The sequence below is a fragment of the Agrococcus jejuensis genome, from assembly GCF_900099705.1.
In the GTDB taxonomy this organism is placed as follows: Bacteria; Actinomycetota; Actinomycetes; order Actinomycetales; family Microbacteriaceae; genus Agrococcus; species Agrococcus jejuensis.
Map to the genome: position 1 here is coordinate 1,702,852 of NZ_LT629695.1, position 17,548 is coordinate 1,720,399.

Annotated in this window: 18 protein-coding genes and 1 tRNA gene; 8 read left to right on the forward strand and 11 right to left on the reverse strand. The window is 71.8% G+C overall.

Annotation, left to right across the window (positions count from 1 at the left end; all coding sequences use genetic code 11):
- Nucleotides 1-33: 33 nt before the first annotated feature.
- Genes BLQ67_RS08070 through BLQ67_RS16370 form a run of 6 tightly spaced genes read right to left on the reverse strand, consistent with a single transcriptional unit; the run spans nucleotide 34 to nucleotide 7,326 of the window.
- Nucleotides 34-1,758 (reverse strand): protein kinase domain-containing protein, encoded by a 1,725-nt coding sequence (locus BLQ67_RS08070; RefSeq protein ID WP_092504051.1) that lies wholly within the window; start codon nucleotides 1,756-1,758, stop codon nucleotides 34-36.
- A complete protein-coding gene (locus BLQ67_RS08075; RefSeq protein WP_092504053.1) occupies nucleotides 1,755-3,233 on the reverse strand; it encodes a peptidoglycan D,D-transpeptidase FtsI family protein in 1,479 nt (492 codons plus the stop codon). Before BLQ67_RS08075 ends, BLQ67_RS08070 begins: the two co-directional genes overlap by 4 nt.
- Nucleotides 3,230-4,849 (reverse strand): FtsW/RodA/SpoVE family cell cycle protein, encoded by a 1,620-nt coding sequence (locus BLQ67_RS08080; RefSeq protein WP_231944994.1) that lies wholly within the window; start codon nucleotides 4,847-4,849, stop codon nucleotides 3,230-3,232. The genes BLQ67_RS08075 and BLQ67_RS08080 overlap by 4 nt, the downstream gene beginning before the upstream one ends.
- Complete coding sequence (locus tag BLQ67_RS08085) at nucleotides 4,846-6,084, reverse strand: PP2C family protein-serine/threonine phosphatase (RefSeq protein WP_092504055.1); 1,239 nt, start codon at nucleotides 6,082-6,084, stop codon at nucleotides 4,846-4,848. Before BLQ67_RS08085 ends, BLQ67_RS08080 begins: the two co-directional genes overlap by 4 nt.
- 1 nt (nucleotide 6,085) lies before the next feature.
- Complete coding sequence (locus BLQ67_RS08090; RefSeq protein WP_092504057.1) at nucleotides 6,086-6,652, reverse strand: FHA domain-containing protein FhaB/FipA; 567 nt, start codon at nucleotides 6,650-6,652, stop codon at nucleotides 6,086-6,088.
- Entirely contained in the window at nucleotides 6,649-7,326 is a 678-nt protein-coding gene (locus tag BLQ67_RS16370; protein WP_172802276.1) for an FhaA domain-containing protein, read from the reverse strand. The genes BLQ67_RS08090 and BLQ67_RS16370 overlap by 4 nt, the downstream gene beginning before the upstream one ends.
- A gap of 122 nt (nucleotides 7,327-7,448) precedes the next feature.
- Between BLQ67_RS16370 and BLQ67_RS08100 the strand changes: the two genes are divergently transcribed.
- Nucleotides 7,449-7,532: transfer RNA gene (locus BLQ67_RS08100), tRNA-Leu, on the forward strand.
- A gap of 84 nt (nucleotides 7,533-7,616) precedes the next feature.
- Here the strand turns inward: BLQ67_RS08100 and BLQ67_RS08105 are convergent.
- Nucleotides 7,617-7,817 carry a hypothetical protein gene (locus BLQ67_RS08105; protein ID WP_092504061.1) on the reverse strand — a complete coding sequence of 67 codons (201 nt, stop codon included), beginning with the start codon at nucleotides 7,815-7,817 and terminating at the stop codon, nucleotides 7,617-7,619.
- A gap of 147 nt (nucleotides 7,818-7,964) precedes the next feature.
- Between BLQ67_RS08105 and BLQ67_RS08110 the strand changes: the two genes are divergently transcribed.
- From BLQ67_RS08110 to BLQ67_RS08125, 4 genes are all read left to right on the forward strand, one after another.
- A complete protein-coding gene (locus BLQ67_RS08110; RefSeq protein WP_092504063.1) occupies nucleotides 7,965-8,642 on the forward strand; it encodes a GOLPH3/VPS74 family protein in 678 nt (225 codons plus the stop codon).
- 140 nt (nucleotides 8,643-8,782) lie between these two features.
- Nucleotides 8,783-9,277: a GNAT family N-acetyltransferase gene (locus BLQ67_RS08115; RefSeq protein WP_331711967.1), complete on the forward strand. Its 495-nt coding sequence runs from the start codon at nucleotides 8,783-8,785 to the stop codon at nucleotides 9,275-9,277.
- A gap of 355 nt (nucleotides 9,278-9,632) precedes the next feature.
- On the forward strand, nucleotides 9,633-10,634 hold the full coding sequence (locus BLQ67_RS08120) for an aldo/keto reductase (protein ID WP_092504065.1): 1,002 nt from the start codon (nucleotides 9,633-9,635) through the stop codon (nucleotides 10,632-10,634).
- Nucleotides 10,631-11,038, forward strand: a complete 408-nt coding sequence (locus tag BLQ67_RS08125; protein ID WP_231944995.1) for a (R)-mandelonitrile lyase — start codon at nucleotides 10,631-10,633, stop codon at nucleotides 11,036-11,038. Before BLQ67_RS08120 ends, BLQ67_RS08125 begins: the two co-directional genes overlap by 4 nt.
- Nucleotides 11,039-11,126: 88 nt before the next feature.
- Here BLQ67_RS08125 and BLQ67_RS08130 read toward each other — a convergent pair whose 3' ends face one another.
- Together BLQ67_RS08130 and BLQ67_RS08135 are read right to left on the reverse strand one after the other, a co-directional pair.
- Entirely contained in the window at nucleotides 11,127-12,002 is an 876-nt protein-coding gene (locus BLQ67_RS08130) for a helix-turn-helix transcriptional regulator (RefSeq protein ID WP_092504067.1), read from the reverse strand.
- 138 nt (nucleotides 12,003-12,140) lie between these two features.
- A complete protein-coding gene (locus BLQ67_RS08135; RefSeq protein WP_092504069.1) occupies nucleotides 12,141-12,551 on the reverse strand; it encodes a RidA family protein in 411 nt (136 codons plus the stop codon).
- A gap of 82 nt (nucleotides 12,552-12,633) precedes the next feature.
- On the opposite strand from BLQ67_RS08135, the gene BLQ67_RS08140 reads away from it, so the two are divergent.
- Nucleotides 12,634-13,014, forward strand: coding sequence for a winged helix-turn-helix transcriptional regulator (locus BLQ67_RS08140; protein ID WP_231944996.1), 381 nt, complete (start codon nucleotides 12,634-12,636; stop codon nucleotides 13,012-13,014).
- Between the two features lie 64 nt (nucleotides 13,015-13,078).
- Here the strand turns inward: BLQ67_RS08140 and BLQ67_RS08145 are convergent, their stop codons facing one another.
- Nucleotides 13,079-14,554, reverse strand: a complete 1,476-nt coding sequence (locus tag BLQ67_RS08145; protein WP_092504073.1) for an MDR family MFS transporter — start codon at nucleotides 14,552-14,554, stop codon at nucleotides 13,079-13,081.
- A gap of 117 nt (nucleotides 14,555-14,671) precedes the next feature.
- Here BLQ67_RS08145 and BLQ67_RS08150 point away from each other — a divergent pair, with 117 nt between their 5' ends.
- Complete coding sequence (locus tag BLQ67_RS08150; RefSeq protein WP_092504075.1) at nucleotides 14,672-15,286, forward strand: TetR/AcrR family transcriptional regulator; 615 nt, start codon at nucleotides 14,672-14,674, stop codon at nucleotides 15,284-15,286.
- A gap of 10 nt (nucleotides 15,287-15,296) precedes the next feature.
- Here the strand turns inward: BLQ67_RS08150 and BLQ67_RS08155 are convergent, their stop codons facing one another.
- Complete coding sequence (locus BLQ67_RS08155) at nucleotides 15,297-15,980, reverse strand: GntR family transcriptional regulator (protein ID WP_092504077.1); 684 nt, start codon at nucleotides 15,978-15,980, stop codon at nucleotides 15,297-15,299.
- Between the two features lie 129 nt (nucleotides 15,981-16,109).
- Here BLQ67_RS08155 and BLQ67_RS08160 point away from each other — a divergent pair, with 129 nt between their 5' ends.
- Entirely contained in the window at nucleotides 16,110-17,531 is a 1,422-nt protein-coding gene (locus BLQ67_RS08160) for an MFS transporter (protein ID WP_092504079.1), read from the forward strand.
- Nucleotides 17,532-17,548: the final 17 nt, after the last annotated feature.

The window sequence follows — 17,548 nt, forward strand, 5'->3', positions numbered from 1 at the left end:
GGGGGTGCGAACCTGTGTCGACGGTGACGTGCGTCAGGGCGTCGGCACCGGGATCGACGGAGTGGGGTCGGTCGGCGGCTCGGTCGACGGCGGCGTGGTCTCCTCGGGCGCCGTCACGGTGAACGTGACCGGCTGCGACGCCGGGCTCGTGAGCGTCTCGCGACCGTCGGACGAGCAGACGACGACGTACGACACCGACGTCTGGCCCTCGGCGAGCGGGTCGACCGTCGCCTGCGCGTTCTGCGTCGCGAGCTGCAGCGGCGCGCCGTTCGGTCCCGTGATCGTCGCGGTGTAGCTCGCAGAGTAGCCGGCGGGGCACGATGCGACCGTCCAGGTCACCGTCGCGGATCCGCCGGGCTCGAGGTCGCCCTCCGCGCCCTGCAGCGTCGGCGTCGCCGGCGCACCGAGCGTCGGCAGCGGTGCGTAGATCGTGCCGGTGATCGTCGTGCCCTCCACGACCTCGCCCGTCGGGTTCACCTGGTAGACCGTGCCGGCGTCGTCCTCGGTCGGGGCCGCCTCGCCCACCTGCACGTCGGCGACCAGGCCCTGGCCCTCGATCGCGTCACGGAACTCCTCCTCGGTCATGCCGACGTAGTCGGCCTCCGAGATCGCGATGGGCTCGGCCGTCTCCGACGGCGTGGCCGACGGAGGCGTCGACTCCTCGGGCTCGTCGCCCCCCATGCCGAGCATCGCCCACACGAGCGCCACGAGACCCGCGACGAGCAGGATCGCACCGATCACGATGACGGGGATGAGCCACGGGCGGCGCTTCCGCTCCGCATCCTGGCGCGTGTCGTCGTCGACGGCCACGGGGAACGCCGCCGTCGCCGGCGCGGACTGCGTGCCGATGACGCGCGTCGTCGCCTGCGTGGGCGCATCGATCGTCGCGAACGAGTCGGTGGATGCGATGCCCGGCACGATCGCCGCGGCGCCCGCGATGTCGCCGCGGCGCAGCATCGTGGCCGCACGCGACAGGTGCGCGGCCGACGTCGGACGGTCGGCCGGCTTCTTCGCGATGCACGACAGCACGAGGTTGCGCACGGGCTCCGGCACGGTGCCGGGCAGCTCGGGCGGCGCGTCGTTGATGTGCGCCATCGCGATCGCCACCTGCGACTCGCCCGTGAACGGACGACGACCCGCGAGGGCCTCGTACGCGACGATGCCGAGCGAGTAGATGTCGGTCGCGGGCGCAGCGGGCTGGCCGCTCGCCTGCTCGGGCGACAGGTACTGCACCGTGCCCATCACCTGACCCGTGGCCGTGAGCGGCACCTGGTCGGCGATGCGAGCGATGCCGAAGTCGGTGATCTTCACGCGCCCCTCGGGCGTGATGAGCAGGTTGCCCGGCTTGATGTCGCGGTGCACGAGGCCGGCCTGGTGGGCGGCGTGCAGCGCCGCCGACGTCTGCGCGACGATGTCGAGCACCTTGTCGGCGGGCAGCGTGCGATCGCGGTCGAGGATGGCGCTCAGCGGCTCGCCGGGGACGAGCTCCATCACGAGGAAGGCGCTGCCCTCCTCCTCGCCGTAGTCGAACACGTTCGCGATGCCCTCGTGGTTCACGAGCGCCGCGTGCCGTGCCTCCGCGCGGAATCGCTCGAGGAACCCGGGGTCCCCCATGTACTCGTCCTTGAGGATCTTCAACGCCACCGTGCGGCCGATGACGAGGTCGCTGGCCTGCCAGACCTCGCCCATGCCGCCGATGGCGATCCTCGACGTGAGCTGGTATCGCCCACCGAAGGTGAGTCCGCTCGTTGGTCTCATGAGTTCAGCACCGCCTCGATGATCGCTCTGCCGATGGGTGCGGCCACCTCGTTCGAGGTGTCTGCCGCGATGTTCTGCTCAGGGACGACGACGACGGCGACGGCGACCTGCTGGCCGTCCGCCCCCTCCGCGAAGCCCGTGAACCAGAGGTTGAAGGGTCGATCGCCCGACTCGTCGTTCTCGGCCGTGCCGGTCTTGCCACCGACCGTCACGCCCGGGATCGCCGCGTTCGAGGCGAGTCCCTGCTCGACGCCCTGCACCATCAGATCCTGCATGGTCTGGGCCGTGGACTCGCTGACCGCTTGCCCCATCGACTGGGGGGCGGGCTCGGCGATGACGTCGAGCGACTCGGTGTCGATGACCTCGTCGACGAGCTGCGGCTGCATGAGCTCCCCGTCGTTCGCGATCGCCGCGGTCGTCATCGCCACCTGCAGCGGCGTCACGCGCACGTCGTACTGGCCGAACGACGACAGCTGCAGCTCGGACGGCTCCATGTCCTCCGGGTACGTCGACGCCGTGACCGACTGCGGGATCTGCAGCGCCTGGCCGTATCCGAAGGCGGCCGCCTGCTCGGCGATCGCATCCTCGCCCAGCTGCTCGCCGAGCTCGGCGAACGGGATGTTGCACGAGTAGATGAGCGCGTTCGTGAGCGACACCTGGTCGCCCTCGCCGCCGCGGCACTCCTGGCGGGTCGAGTTGTAGATGGGCGTCGAGGTGCCCGTGAGGTTCAGCTCGGCAGGGTTGCCGAACGTCGAGTCGGGCGTGTAGTCGCCGGACTCGATCGCCGCCGCCGTCACGACGAGCTTGAAGACGGAGCCGGGGAAGTAGAGATCGCCGCCGATCGCGCGGTTCTGCAACGGCTGCGTCGGGTCGGCGATCATCTGCTGGTACGCAGCGATGACCGATTGCGTGTCGTGGCTCGCGAAGACGTTCGGGTCGTACGTGGGGGTCGTGGTGAGCGCGAGGATGTCGCCCGTCGCCGGGTCGATCGCGACCGCGGCGCCCGTCGCGCCGCTCACGCCCGCGAGCGCATCCGTCGCGGCCTGCTGCGCCACGGGGTCGATCGTGAGCTCCACCGACGAGCCCGACGGGTCCTGGCCCGTGATGAGCTGCTCGACCTGCTGGAAGAACTGGCTCGACGCCTGTCCCGTCAGCTCGTCGTTCATCGCGCCCTCGATGCCGCTGTTGCCCTGGTCGAGCGAGTAGTAGCCCGTGACAGGAGCGTAGAGCGCCCCCTGCGGATACTGCCGCTGCCACTCGTACTGGTCGCCCGACTCGACGCTCTGCGCGACCGGCACGCCATCGACGAGGATCGCGCCGCGCTCGGCGGCGAAGGACGCGAGGATCGTGCGCGAGTTGCGCGGGTCGTCGCGCAGCGCATCCGCCTGCGCCCACTGGATGATCGACGAGGAGCCGAACAGCGCCACGAACATGCACACGAGCAGCAGGCTCACTCTCGAGAGCTCGCGGTTCACGAGGTCACCACCCTTCGTTGCAGTCGTACGGTGTCGGACAGTCGCAGCAGCAGCGCCACGATGATCCAGTTCGCGACGAGCGACGAGCCGCCCGCCGCCATGAACGGCGTCGTGAGTCCCGTGAGCGGGATGACGCGGGTCACGCCGCCGACGACGATGAAGACCTGCAGCGCGATCACGAACGCGAGGCCCACGGCCAGCAGCTTCGTGAAGTCGTCGGAGCCGAGGTAGCCGATGCGGATGCCGCGCGAGACGAGCACCAGGAACAGGGCGAGGACGGCGAACATGCCGACCATGCCGAGCTCCTCGCCGATCGACGCCATGATGAAGTCCGACTCGGCGTGCGGCACGAGGTCGGGGCGGCCGAGGCCGAGGCCCGTGCCGATGAGCCCGCCGGCCGCCATGCCGAAGATGCCGGTCACGAGCTGGTACGAGCTGCCGGAGGGGCGCGCGAAGACGTCCTGGTCGAACGCGCGCAGCCAGCCCTCGACGCGCGACTCGACGCGGCCGATGCCGAGGCCCTCGAGCGACGCGGGGTCGAGGCGCAGCAGCACGAACGCCACGACGATGCCGACGCCTGCGGCGAGGATGCTCGACACGAGCCAGCCCAGCCCGCCATCGGCGCGCCAGCGCTGCACCGCCATGGCGGCGAACGCGCCGAGGATGCCGAGCACCGACAGCACGATCACGCCGATGCCGACGCGCTGCATCCACTCGGCCTCGCCGCGCGTGAGCAGCCACAGCAGGCCGCCGGCGAGCACGACGAGCAGGAGGCCGATGACGATCCACGAGCGTCGCCCCGTCGCGACGTAGAGCATGACGGTGAAGAGGCCGAAGTAGAGCAGGCCCGTGCCGAGGTCGCCCTGCACGACGAGCACCATCATGCACATCGCCCAGACGACGGCGATGGGGCCGAGGTCGCGCAGGCGCGGCAGCTGCAGGCCCAGCACCTTGCGGCCCGCGATCGAGAGCGAGTCGCGCGCCGTCACGAGGTAGCCGGCGAAGAACACCGCCAGCGCGATCTTCGCGATCTCGCCGGGCTGGAACGAGAAGCCGCCCACCGAGATCCACACCTGCGCGCCATTGATGGTGGCGCCGATGCCGGGGAGCATCGGCAGCAGCAGCAGCACGAACGCGATCGCCATGGCCGTGAAGCGGTAGCGCAGCAGCACGCGGTGGTTGCGGATGACGAGCAGCACGACGATCGCCGCCGTCATCGCGATGGCCGCCCACACGATCTGGCGGATGCCCGCGGCCTCCCAGCCGAGGTCGCCGCGCGCGATGTCGATGCGGTAGATCATCGCGATGCCGATGCCGTTGAGCGCCGTCGCGATGGGCAGCAGGAACGGGTCGGCGTCGCGCGCCACGAACCGCAGCACGACGTGCAGCACGAGCGTCATCGCCGCGAGCCCGCCGAACAGGTACAGCAGCGTGAGGTCGACGGCCTCGAGCGCGCCGATCTGCACGAGCACCATCGCGGCGCCCGCGATCGCCCACGCGATGACGAGCAGGAACAGCTCGAGCGCCCGCATCTTCTGCGGGTTGCGGATGCGCACGCGGATCGCCTCGGTGGCGTCGCGGATCTGGATCATGCCGGTCTGGAGCGCGTTCGTCATGGCGACGACACCTCCAGTCGATCCACGATCTGGTTCGCGGCGTCGAGGCTGTCGGCGTTGATCGTCTGCTCGATGCGCTGCTGCTCGAACTCCGTCAGCTCCGACAGCTCGATGTCGGTGACCTGCACCTCCGACGACAGCACGATGGGCCCGACGTCGCTCTGCACGCCCTGGTAGATCGTGACGTAGCCCGCGTCGTTCGCGCCGACGAAGTAGTGCGTCTGCGTCCACGCGTAGAAGCCGAGCGCGCCCGCGACGACGGCGATGACCGCGAGGGCGACGCCCACCGTCCACGTGATGCGGCGGCGCAGCTTCCACCTGCGGTGCTCGGCGAGCAGCTCGGCGAGGTACTCCTCGCTCTCGGGCTCGAAGTGCTCGTACGCCGGCTGCTGCCTCGCCTGCACGGGATGCAGCAGCAGCTGCGTGAGGCTCATCGGCGTGGCCTCGGGCTCGGCGGCGTCGTAGTCGATCTCGCTCGCGGCGCTGCCGACCGTCTGCGGCTCGACGCTCGAGTCGGGCGACTCGTCGACGTCGACGATCACGACGGTCACGTTGTCGGGGGCGCCGTGGCTCAGCGCCTCCTGCACGAGGCGGTCGGCCGTGGCACCCGCATCCCGCCGCTGCCCCAGCAGCTGCGCGAGGCGCGACTCGCCCACGACGCCCGAGAGGCCGTCGGAGCACACGAGCCAGCGGTCGCCGGGCAGGGCGTCCTCGATGAGGCCGTCGACCTCGGGGTGCGTCTCGATGTTGCCGAGCACGCGCATGACGACGTTGCGCCGCGGATGCGTCTCGGCCTCCTCGCGCGTGATGCGGCCCGCCTCGACGAGCTTCTGCACGAACGTGTGGTCGGTCGTGATCTGCGTGAGCGCACCGACGCGGTAGCGGTAGATGCGCGAGTCGCCGATGTGCGCGATCGCCATGCGGTCGCCGACGCGCACGATGCCCGACACCGTCGTGCCCATGCCGACGAGCTCGGGGTGCTCGCGCATGGTCGACTGCAGCTTCTCGCCGGCCGACTGGATCATGCCCTTGAGGTCGTCGAGCGCCTCCTCGGGGCTCGCGTGCTCGTGGTCGGCGTCGCGGAGCCTGCGGATCGTCAGCGCCGACGCGACGTCGCCGCCCGCGTGGCCGCCCATGCCGTCGGCGACGACGAACAGGTGCGCGCCCGCGTAGCCGGAGTCCTGGTTGTCGCTCCGGACCCTGCCGACGTGGCTGCGTGCTGCCGCGAGGGCCACGTCACCGCCTCAGCTCGAACGTGGTGGTGCCGATGCGCAGCTCCACGCCCGAGGCTGCGACCGCGGATCCCTGCACGCGACGCCCGGCGACGAACGTGCCGTTCGTCGAGCCGAGGTCCTCGATGCGCCACTCGTCGCCGCGCAGCACGAGGCGGGCGTGGTTCGACGACGTGTAGTCGTCCTTGACCTGCAGGCCCGAGCCGCTCGAGCGGCCGATCGTGAGGCCCGTGGCGGGGAGGTCCATCTCGAGCCCGGCGCGAGGGCCGCCCGTGACGACGAGGCGGCTGGCCGGTCGGGCTGCGGCGGTCGGGGCGCTCGCGCTGCGCGAGCCGCGGCCCATGTTCGTGACCGTCGTCGCGGCGTCGGGCGAGGCGACGGGCGCGGATGCGCGCGCGGGCGTCGTGGGTGCGGGGCTCGGGCTCGGCGTCGGTGCCGGCGTGCCCTGCTGCAGTCGCGTGATGCGCGACCCGAACAGGTCGCTGCGCAGCGAGTACACGACGATGAAGATGAAGACCCACAGCAGCACGAGGAAGGCCACGCGCAGCAGCAGCAGCGTCAGTGCGGTCATCGGTCGCCCCTCGACTCGGCGAGCACGCGGTACACGAGCCTCGTCGATCCGATGTCGATGATCGAGTCGGGCTCGAGCAGCGACTTCTTCAGCGTGCGCCCGTTCAGCAGCGTGCCGTTCGTGGAGCCGAGATCCGAGATCTGCGCCCGCGAGCCGTCCCACACGATCTCGGCGTGCGCGCGCGAGGCGCCCGCATCGTCGACCGTGATGTCGGCATCCGAGCCGCGCCCGATGATCGTGCGGCCCTTGCGCAGCGAGACGCGATTGCCCTTGATGTCGACGACCGCGCGCCACGCGACCTCGCCCTTCGCGAGCTCCGCATCCACGGCGAGGATGCCCGTCGACAGCGCGTCGTCGCGCTCGAGCGTCAGGTCGATGCCGCCGGCGAACGAGTACTGGTTCTCGGCCGCGTGCTTCTGGATCGCCGAGGTCAGCTCGTCGGTGAGCGACTCGCCCAGGCGCTGCATGCGCGCGTGGTCCTCGGGCGACAGGCGCACGGTGAGGCGATTGGGCACGAGGATGCGGTCGCGCGAGACGACGGACGCGTTGGTGTCGAGCTCGCGCTTGAGCGCAGCCGCGATCTCCAACGGCTCGACGCCGCTGCGGAACGTCTTGGCGAACGCGCCGTTGACGACCCGCTCGAGCCCACGCTCGAAGCTGTCGAGGAATCCCACCGTCTTGTCGTGCCTCTCGTCTCGTGCGCCCCTCAGGGTACGGGATGAACGTAGCGACCGCGTCGCAGGGCCCGTTGGACCTGATAGAGTCGCGTGGTTGGTCTGCAGCGATGCGGCCACACGCGCGAGTGGCGGAATTGGCAGACGCGCTGGCTTCAGGTGCCAGTGCCCGCAAGGGCGTGGGGGTTCAAGTCCCCCCTCGCGCACGGTGCTCCTCGGAGCAGGACGAAGGCCCCGGATCCCATGGATTCGGGGCCTTCGTCGTGCGTGGGGGACGGGTTCGGCTCGCGCTACGGCTCGCGGCGGCGGTCGAGCAGCGCGCTCACGATGAGCAGCACGACGCCGATGCCCGCGACCGGCAGGCCCAGCACGACGAGCGCGCCGGCGCCGATGTTGGCGTCGGGCGTGGGAGCGACGAGGTTCCAGAGCCAGCCGACGATGGCGGCGAGCGCGCCGGTGGCGGCGACGATGGTGGCGATGCTGCGGAGCACGGTCTTGCCTCTCTCTTGCTGTGCCCATCCGACACCGTGCCGCCCGGGCATGGTCAAGGGCCACGGCTCGGGGCTTGACTCGGCCCCGAGGGCACGGTGCCTGATGGATGCATCGGGTCGGGGCTCGCTCGGCCGGGAGGGACATCCATGGACGACGACCTGCTGCTCGTCGAGGACCTGCTGCTCGTGCTGCTCGACGACGACGGCGGCCACATCCACGGCGAGGGGATGCTGTACGCGATCCTCGGCGGCGCCGTGATCGTCGAGCTCGCCCAGCGCGGGCTCGTGCGCACCGACTCCGGGCAGACCGTCGAGGTCGTCGCCGGCGCGACGCCGCCCGCCGACCCGCTGCTGCGCGCGGCGTTCGACACCATCGCGACCAAGCGGCGCCTCGTGCTCACCCGCATCGCCGAGATCGGGCCCTCGCTGCGCGAGGACGTGCTCGATCGGCTCGAGGCGCGCGGCCTCGTCGAGCGCTCGCGCGAGCGGGTGCTGGGGTTCATCCCGGTGACGCGACTGCGCACGCTCGACACGACGCATGAGGATGCGGTCGTCGCACGGCTGCGCGCCGTGCTCGTGGACGGCGAGCAGCCCGATGCGCGCACCGCGGCGCTCGCGGCGCTGCTGTGGGCGAGCGACCAGCTGCCCGCGCTGCACGCGCGCATCCCGTGGACGAACGACGTCGCCTCGCGTGCGCTCGCGCTGCAGCAGGGCGACTGGGGTGCGTCGGCCGTCGACGTGTACGTCGCGAGCGTGCTCGCGGCGACCGTCGCGGTGTCGACGGCGGTCGCGACCGCGGCGGCGACGGGGAAGGCGCCTTCGTAGGTCGGTCGCCTCGCGAGGGACATCGGGGATCGGCGCACTCGCGGTGACTCCGGTCTCGTGACGCGGGCTCGCTGCGCTCGCGCGCTCCTCGACCAGCTGGTGGGGAGCCGTCGCATCGTGCCGCGTGCGAGGCTCGTGGCGTGACGATCGCGCTGCGACCCATGGACCCGCACGACTGGGGCGCGGTCGAGCGCATCTACGCCGACGGCATCGCCTCGGGGCTCGCGACGTTCGAGGCGACGACCCCCGAGCGCGACGTGTTCTTCGCGTCGCGCGTCGACGGGCTCAGCAGCGTCGCCGTCGACGCGTCGGGGTCGATCGTGGGCTGGGTCGCTGCCTCGCAGGTGTCCGCCCGCGCCGTCTACCGCGGCGTCGTCGAGCACTCCGTCTACGTCGCGCACGGCCAGCACGGCCGAGGCATCGGCGGGATGCTGCTGCGGCGGCTGATCGCCGACGCCGACGCGCTCGGCATCTGGACGATCCAGTCGGCCATCTTCCCCGAGAACGTCGGCAGCATCCGCCTGCACGAGCGCGAGGGGTTCCGCGTCGTCGGCACGCGCGAGCGCATCGCGCGGATGCCCGACGGGGCGTGGCGGGACACGGTGCTGCTGGAGCGGCGGGGCGAGCTGGGCTGAGGCTTCGGAGGGCTCCCTTCGAGGCTCGCTTCGCTCGCACCTCACGGAGCGGGCTTCGGGGCGGACACCCCACCCAGCTGGTCGAGGAGCGCGCGAGCGCAGCGAGCACGCGTCACGAGACCACGCGACCCGCGCGCCCGACGCAACCGTGCGCGTGGCTGGGCAGGAGCGGCGGTCGCGTGGTCTCGTGACGCGGGCTCGCCCAGGGGCTCGCGCGCTCCTCGACCAGCTGGTGCGGGAGGGTCGAGCGCTCGCGGCGCGAGGGAGGCCCTCCCGGTACCCGTCTCGGGCCGCACTCCCGCATCCGCACCCGCTGGCGTGGGATGGACGCATCCATCGAACGAGGGAGCACACGATGCACCAGAGGACACTCGGACACGGCGTCACCGGCGACGGCCTCACGGTCGGCGCCATCGGATTCGGCGCCATGGGCATGTCGATGAGCTACGGCCCGAACCCCGGCGACCGCGACGACATGATCGGCGTCATCCGCCACGCGGTCGACCGCGGCGTCACCCTCATCGACACCGCAGAGGTCTACGGACCGTACGACAACGAGCGGCTCGTCGGCGAGGCGATCGCGCCCATCCGCGACCGCGTCACCGTGGCGACGAAGTTCGGCTGGCAGATCGTCGATGGCCGCATGGTGTCGACGAACTCGCGCCCGCGGCAGATCAAGCAGGTCGCCGAGCAGTCGCTGCAGCGCCTCGGCATCGACGTGATCGACCTCTTCTACCAGCACCGCGTCGACCCCGGCGTGCCCATCGAGGACGTCGCCGGCACCGTCGCCGAGCTCGTCGCCGAGGGCAAGGTGCGCCACTTCGGCATGTCGGAGGCCGGCGCCGCCACGATCCGCCGCGCGCACGCCGTGTTCCCCGTGACGGCGCTGCAGAGCGAGTACTCGCTGTGGACGCGCGACCCCGAGGCCGAGATCCTGCCGACGCTCGCGGAGCTCGGCATCGGCTTCGTGCCGTTCAGCCCGCTCGGCAAGGGATTCCTGACCGGCACCATCGGCGCCGATGCCACGTTCACGCACGGCGAGTTCCGCGCGACGACGCCGCGCTTCACGCCCGAGAGCCTCGCCGCCAACCAGGCGCTCGTCGACCACGTGCGCACGCTCGCCGCCGCCCGCGGCGCGACGCCCGGCCAGGTCGCCCTCGCGTGGCTGCTCGCGCAGCAGCCGTGGATCGTGCCGATCCCCGGCACGCGCCGCCGCGAGCGGGTCGACGAGAACGTGGATGCCGCATCCATCGCCCTCTCGGCCGCCGACGTCGCCGACCTCGACGCGCTCGTCGAGCGCATCCCCGTGACCGGCGCCCGCTACGACGAGGCCGGCCTCAAGCGGGTGGGCCTGTGAGCACCGAGCGCGTGCCGCAGCGGCCGACGGCGACGGGTGCGCCCGAGATGTTCGTCGGGCACGTGCAGGTCGACATGCTCTCCAGCGGCGAGGAGCCCTCGCGTGCGCGCCTCGCATCGGTGCGGTTCGCACCCGGTGCGCACACCGCCTGGCACTGCCACGCGGTGGGGCAGACGCTGCACGTGACCTCGGGCGTCGGCTACGTGCAGTCGCGCGGCGGCGAGCTGATCGAGCTGCGCGCGGGCGACACCGTGCGCACGCCGCCCGGCGAATGGCATTGGCACGGCGCGACCGCCGACCACGCCATGACGCACCTCACCCTCACCGAGGCGCCCGACCCTGCGAGCGACGAGCCCGAGGCGACGTGGGGCGAGCACCTCGCCCACGGCGAGTACCCGGGCTGACGCGGGGATGCAGCAGCGGGGCGAGCCTTCGGGCTCGCCCCGCCTCGTCGTGCGTGGGGATGGTCGGCCGCGGCCGACCGCATCCACCTCAGCCCTGCGCGACCGCGAGGGCCGGCTCGGCGTCGTGCGTCGCGACCCACGACGCGAGCACCTGCAGCGCATCTGCCGACGGCGTGCCCGCCGGCGCCGTGTAGACGTTGAGCGCGAGGCCCGGCTCGCTCGGCAGCTCCATCGACTCGTAGTCGAGGTCGAGGTCGCCGACGATCGGGTGGTGCAGGCGCTTGCGGCCCGAGCGGTGCAGGTGCACGTCGCGCGACGCCCACCGCTCGCGGAACGTCTCGCTGCACGTCGACAGCTCGCCCACGAGGCGGATGAGGTCGGGATCGTGCGGCGTGCGCCCCGCCTCCATGCGCAGCATCGCCGCGGCGTTGTTCGCCATGAGGTCGTAGTCGCGCCAGAACTCGCGCGCCGCCGGGTTCAGGTAGATGAACCGCGTCGTGTTCACGGGGCGGTGCGGATCGTCGAACACGGGCGCGTAGAGCGCGCGGCCCATGGCGTTCGCGGCGATGATGTCGTGCCTGCCGTTGCGCACCCACGCGGGGCCGGCGATGGCGTCGAGCACCTGCAGCACCGCGGGTCGCACGGTCGTCGCGACCGGCGCGGGCGCCTTCCGCGACGGGGCGACGGACCTGGCGAGGTCGTGCAGGTAGAGGCGCTCGGCCTCGTCGAGGCGCAGCGTGCGCGACAGGGCGTCGAGCACCGACTCGGATGCTCCGCCGAGGCTGCCGCGTTCGAGCCGCACGTAGTAGTCGACCGAGACGCCCGTGAGCATCGCGACCTCCTCGCGACGCAGCCCCGCGACGCGGCGATTGCCGCCGTACGCCGGCAGGCCGGCCTGCTCGGGGGTGATGCGTGCGCGCCGGGTCGTGAGGAACTCCCGGATCTCCTTGCGCATGTCTCCCATGGAGGTCACGGTACGCCCGGCGCGGGTCGCGAGGGAGGGCCTGCCGGTACCCGCCGCCGTTGACGCGACGTGACGCTGAGCGGGACGCCGAGGGAGCATTCCCCTCGGTGACCCGCTCAGCGTCACATCCGAACGGGGTCAGTCGACGATCGCCTCGACCTCGAGCTCGATGCGCACGTCGGGCTGGAAGAGGATGTCGACGCCGATGAGCGACGCCGGCGGCATCGGGCTCGGCAGGCCCAGCTCGTCGGCGACGTCGGCGACGCCCGCGAGGAACGCATCCATGTGCTCGGGCTGCCAGCGGGCGGCGAAGAAGCGCAGGCGCACGACGTCGTCGAACGTCGCGCCGGCGCCGGCGAGGCCGCGGTGGGCATTGCGCAGCACCTCGGCGACCTGGCCGCGCAGGTCGCCGCCCGAGCGGGCGCGACCCTCGCCGTCGCGGTCGATCTGGCCGGCGACGTGCACGTGCCGGGATCCGGTGCCGATCGCGACGTGGTGGTACGGGACGGGCTGGAATAGGCCCTCGGGGCTCAGCAGCTCGACGCTCATGGGATGCCTTCCTGTCTTCGGTCGGGTGAGGTATCCCATCGAACCTTGGTACCCCACAGGCACCGCAACGAGACTAGGTGTCGTGCACGACACCACGACCGAGCCCACGACCATCACCGGCGCGCACCGCGAGCTGCTCGACCAGCTGCTCGACCGCTGGTCGCTCGAGGTGCTCGATCGGCTCTGCGAGCACGGCGCCCTGCGCTTCAACGGGCTGCGCCGCGAGATCCCGGCCATCACGCAGAAGTCGCTCACGGCGACGCTGCGCAGGCTCGAGCGCAACGGCATGGTCGAGCGCGTCGTGGTGAGCGACCGACCCGTCGCCGTCGAGTACCGCATCGCGCCCGTCGGGCAGGGGCTGCAGGACCTCATCGACGCGCTGCTGCAGTGGTCGACGCGGCACATGGCCGACGTCGAGGCCGCACGCGAGCGCTACGACGACGCGGAGGCCGCGCGCGAGTAGCGCGGGGCGCCCCTGGCGCGTGCTCGCTGCGCTCGCGCGCTCCTCGACCAGCTGGTCGGGAACGTCAGTGCGTGAGCACCGGTGCGTCGGCCTCGACCTCGTCCGTCGCCGCGCCGCCGCGCACGAACGCGGCGAGCACGACGGCGGCGAGCGACAGGCACGCGCCCACGAGGAAGGCGGTGTGCACGCCCGCGCTCGTCGCGGCGGCCGCATGCGCCACGCCCTCCGCTGCGGCGGCCGAGGCGCCGACGGCCATGAGCGTCACGAACAGCGCCGTGCCGGCCGCGCCCGCGACCTGCTGCAGCGTCGACATGATCGCCGAGCCGTGCGAGTACAGGCGGCGCGGCAGCGAGCCGAGCGCCGAGGTGAGCAGCGGCGTGAACATGAACGCGAGGCCCGCGTTGAGCACGAGGTGCATCGCGATGATCGTCGGCACCGTCGAGTCGGCGTCGAGCGTCGTCATCCACCACAGCGCGGCGCTCGTCACGATCGCGGCGGGCAGCACGAGCGGACGCGGACCGAAGCGATCGAACAGGTTGCCGACGATGGGCGCGAGCACGCCCATGAGCACGCCGCCGGGCAGCAGCATGAGGCCCGTCGCGAGCGTGTCGAGGCCGAGCACGTTCTGCAGGTAGAGCGGCAGCAGGATGAGCGTGCCGAGCAGCACCGCGAAGACGACGACGACGAGCAGCACGGCGAGCGTGAACGAGCGGGTGCGGAACACCGAGAGGTTCAGCAGCACGCGGTCGGTGCCGCCGAGGGCCAGCTGGCGCCACACGAAGGCGGCGAGGGCGGCGACGCCGATGCCGATGGGCACCCACAGCGGCACGCCCGAGTGTCCCTCGGCCGACTCGCCGATCGATGCGAGGCCGTAGACGAGGCCGCCGAAGCCGACCGCTGCGAGCGGAATGGACACGACGTCGAGGTGGCTGGGCTGCGTCTCGGTGAGGTTCTTGACGAACACGGAGCCGAGGATGAGCGACAGCACCGCGATGGGCAGCACGAAGATGAAGAGCCAGCGCCACTCGAACGTCGACAGGATGAGGCCCGACACCGTGGGGCCGACCGCGGGCGCGACGGCGATGACCACCGAGACGACGCCCATGAAGCGGCCGCGGCGCTCGGGCGGGATGACCGACAGCACGGTCGTGAACAGCAGCGGCATCATGATCGCCGTGCCCGCGGCCTGCACGACGCGGCCGACGAGCAGCATCCCGAATCCGGGCGCGAGCGCCGCGACGAGCGTGCCGGCCGTGAAGAGCCCCATCGCCACGAAGAAGAGGGAGCGCAGCGGGAAGCGCTGCAGCAGGAAGCCGGTCGTGGGGATGACGACGGCCATCGTGAGCAGGAAGCCGGTCGTGAGCCACTGCGCCGTGCTGGTCGTGATGCCGAGGTCGACGGTGAGCTGCGGGATCGCGACGCCCATGATCGTCTCGTTGAGGATGACGACGAAGGCGCTCGCGACCAGCAGGGCGAGCACGGGGCCGGGGCGCGGCGGCACCCGCTCGATGGTGGGGGTGGATGCGGTGGCGGTGGTCATCTCGTCCTCGTCTGCGCTGCGTCTCGTCTGGTGGTGCACCGAGCTCCGTCGATCTGCGCATCCGCGCCATGCTGGCAGTGACTGCCACATTGGCGCGCACTACCGTAGCATGGCCGCATGACCAGCGAGCAGCCAGCGGGCGTCGGCCTGCGCGAACGGCGCCGGTCGCAGACGCGCGCCGAGATCGCCGAGGCCGCGATCGACCTCTTCGAGCGGCAGGGCGTCGCCGCGACGACCGTCGAGGACATCGCCGCCGCCGCCGGCATCTCGCCGCGCACCTTCTACCGCCTCTGCGGCACGAAGGAGCAGGCGGTGCTCGACGACGAGGAGATCGCCGGCGCCATGTCCGACGCGGTCGCGATGCTCGACGCGTCCGCGCCGCTGCGCCCGCAGCTCGTCGCCTTCTGGCGCGAGCAGATGGCCGACCTCGAGGCTGACGTCGACGGCCACCGGCGCCACCTGCGCATCCGCCGCCTCATCGGCGACGAGCCGACGCTGCTCGCCGCCGCGCTGCGCCAGGAGCACGAGCGCGACGAGCGCTTCGTCGCGTCGCTCGTGGATGCGACGGGCCGCGCCGAGCTGCACGTGCGCGCGCTCGTCGAGTGGCAGTCGGTGCTCATCCGCCTCGCGATCGAGGAGTGGGTGCGCGCCTCGGCCGACGGCGCCGACGTGCGCCTGCAGTCGGTCTACGACCGCGCGCTCGCGGCGCTCGTGGGGTGCGAGTCGGTCTGACGGCCGCTGCTCAGAGCGGGTCGAGCACTGCGGGTGCCGTCATGCCCGCGACGACGTGGAACTCCCACTCGCGGAGCAGCTCCAGCTGGTCGCCGCCGTCGTACGCGGCCTGCAGGGCTCGCAGCAGGCGCGTGTGGTTCTGCACGATCCGCTCGTCGCGTCCCCAGATCTCGATCTCGCCAGCGAGCAGCACGAGACGAATCTGGTCGACGATCGTCTCGTAGCGCTCGACGAGTCGGGGGAGGCCGGCGAGACGCACGACGGCTCGGTGGAAGCCGATGTCCGCCGCGGCCGCCTTCGTGATGTCGCCGGCCGATCCGCGGAGCTCCTCGATCGCCGCGTCGAGGCTGTCGAGCGGCGGTCGCTCCCGCAGGATCGTGCGCACGGCGAGGATCTCGTCGGCGGCTCGGAGCGCGGCGAGCTCGCGGATGTCCTCGGGCGCGAAGGTCGGGATGCGATACGAGCGGTTCGCCGTCTTCTCCACCAGGCCAGACTGCTCGAGCAGTCGGAGCGCCTCGCGCACGGGGGAGCGGCTGATGCCCATCTGCTCGGCGAGGACGGAGTCCTTCAGCCGTTCGCCGGGTCGGAGGTGTCCCGCGAGGATCGAGCGCCGGATCTGCCGTCGCGCCTCCTCGACGAGCGACCCCACCTGGATGCGCTCGAGGGGCGGCGCCGTGGTCGTGGACTCGCTCATGCCGTGATGCTACTTGATCAGGATTCTGCATTCTGTCGACAGAACGCACTTCTTGCGCTAGCGTCGCCGACAGCGCCGACGGACGCACCACCCGACGTCGCAGACTGCTAGCGAGCAAAGGAGCTCACAGTGACCACCACGGCATCCGACGCGTCATCGACGCCCGATCCCACGACCGCGCCGCCGACCACGACCGAGACCGTCCAACCGACGCGTCGCACCGCGACGCGCGCCGCCGTCGCCGCCGGCATCGGCACCGCGATCGAGTGGTACGAGTACGGCCTGTACGGCATCGTCGCCGGACTCGTCATCGCCCCGCTGTTCTTCCCCGAGGCCGAGGGCGCCGTGGGGATCCTCGCGACCTTCGCGACCTTCGCGGTCGGCTTCGTCGCCCGTCCGTTCGGCGGCATCATCCTGGGCGCCGCGAGCGACCGCTTCGGTCGCCGACCCGTGCTCGTCTTCTCGCTGCTGCTCGTCGGCATCGCGACGACGGGCATCGGACTGCTGCCTCCCTACGCGGCGATCGGCATCTGGGCGCCGCTGCTGCTCGTGCTGCTGCGCCTCGCGCAGGGATTCGGCGCCGGCGCCGAGCTCGCGGGGGCCATCACGATCATCAACGAGTCCGCCACGCGCAAGCACAAGGCGTCGTACTCGGCGCTCGCGATGGCCGGCGGCGGCATCGGCGGCATCACCGCCTCGCTGCTCTTCACGCTCATCAGCGCGACCGTGACCGGTGACGCCTTCGTGGAGTGGGGCTGGCGCATCCCGTTCCTGCTCGCCGCGGTCTTCACCGTCGTCGGGCTCGTGCTGCGCTCGAAGATGCACGAGTCGCCGGAGTTCGAGAAGGTCCAGGCCGAGCGCGAGGTCGGCGAGGTGTCGCAGGCGCGTCGCAACCCGTTCGCCGCGATGGCCGAGGCCTTCCGGGCCAGCCCGCGCAACTGGCTCGCCGGCTTCCTCGTGCCGTCGAGCCTCAACACCACCGGGTTCGTCGTCACGGCGTTCGGCGTCAGCTACCTCGCCGGGCAGCTCGGCCTCGAGCGCAGCCAGACGCTCGTCGTCTCGCTGTCCGTCACGGTCTGCATGGTCATCGCGCTCGTCTTCTTCGGACGCCTCGGCGACCGCATCGGCTCGAAGCGCGTCATGTGGATCGGCATCGTCGGCGGCACGCTGTTCGCCTTCCCCTACGTCGCCGTGCTCACGACGGCGCAGATCGTGCCCATCGGCATCGCGAGCGTCATCATGGTCTGCCTCGGCTGGAGCGCCGCATCCGCAGCGCACACCGTCGTCATGCCCGCCCTGTTCAAGGCGGAGTACCGATCGTCGGGGCTCTTCTCGTCCCGCGAGCTGCAGGGCGCGCTCGTCGCAGGTCCGGCGCCGCTCATCGCCTCCGCGCTCGTCGCCGCATCCGGCGGGTCGCCGTGGCTCGTCGGCGTGCTGCTCGTCGTCACCCACGTCATGACGCTCGTCGGACTCGTGCTCGCACGACCCTTCCTCACCAAGGACGAGCTCGACACCACGCCCGCGCTGCAGGGCTTCCAGCCGCGCGACTGACCCCCGAACCCTAGGAG

Bases quoted from the DNA above. Each gene is read 5' to 3' on its own strand.
- BLQ67_RS08070 (WP_092504051.1), bottom strand. From the start codon at position 1,758: ATGAGACCAACGAGCGGACTCACCTTCGGTGGGCGATACCAGCTCACG.
- BLQ67_RS08080 (WP_231944994.1), bottom strand. From the start codon at position 4,849: ATGACGAACGCGCTCCAGACCGGCATGATCCAGATCCGCGACGCCACC.
- BLQ67_RS08090 (WP_092504057.1), bottom strand. From the start codon at position 6,652: ATGACCGCACTGACGCTGCTGCTGCTGCGCGTGGCCTTCCTCGTGCTG.
- BLQ67_RS08110 (WP_092504063.1), top strand. From the start codon at position 7,965: ATGGACGACGACCTGCTGCTCGTCGAGGACCTGCTGCTCGTGCTGCTC.
- BLQ67_RS08120 (WP_092504065.1), top strand. From the start codon at position 9,633: ATGCACCAGAGGACACTCGGACACGGCGTCACCGGCGACGGCCTCACG.
- BLQ67_RS08130 (WP_092504067.1), bottom strand. From the start codon at position 12,002: ATGGGAGACATGCGCAAGGAGATCCGGGAGTTCCTCACGACCCGGCGC.
- BLQ67_RS08135 (WP_092504069.1), bottom strand. From the start codon at position 12,551: ATGAGCGTCGAGCTGCTGAGCCCCGAGGGCCTATTCCAGCCCGTCCCG.
- BLQ67_RS08145 (WP_092504073.1), bottom strand. From the start codon at position 14,554: ATGACCACCGCCACCGCATCCACCCCCACCATCGAGCGGGTGCCGCCG.
- BLQ67_RS08150 (WP_092504075.1), top strand. From the start codon at position 14,672: ATGACCAGCGAGCAGCCAGCGGGCGTCGGCCTGCGCGAACGGCGCCGG.
- BLQ67_RS08155 (WP_092504077.1), bottom strand. From the start codon at position 15,980: ATGAGCGAGTCCACGACCACGGCGCCGCCCCTCGAGCGCATCCAGGTG.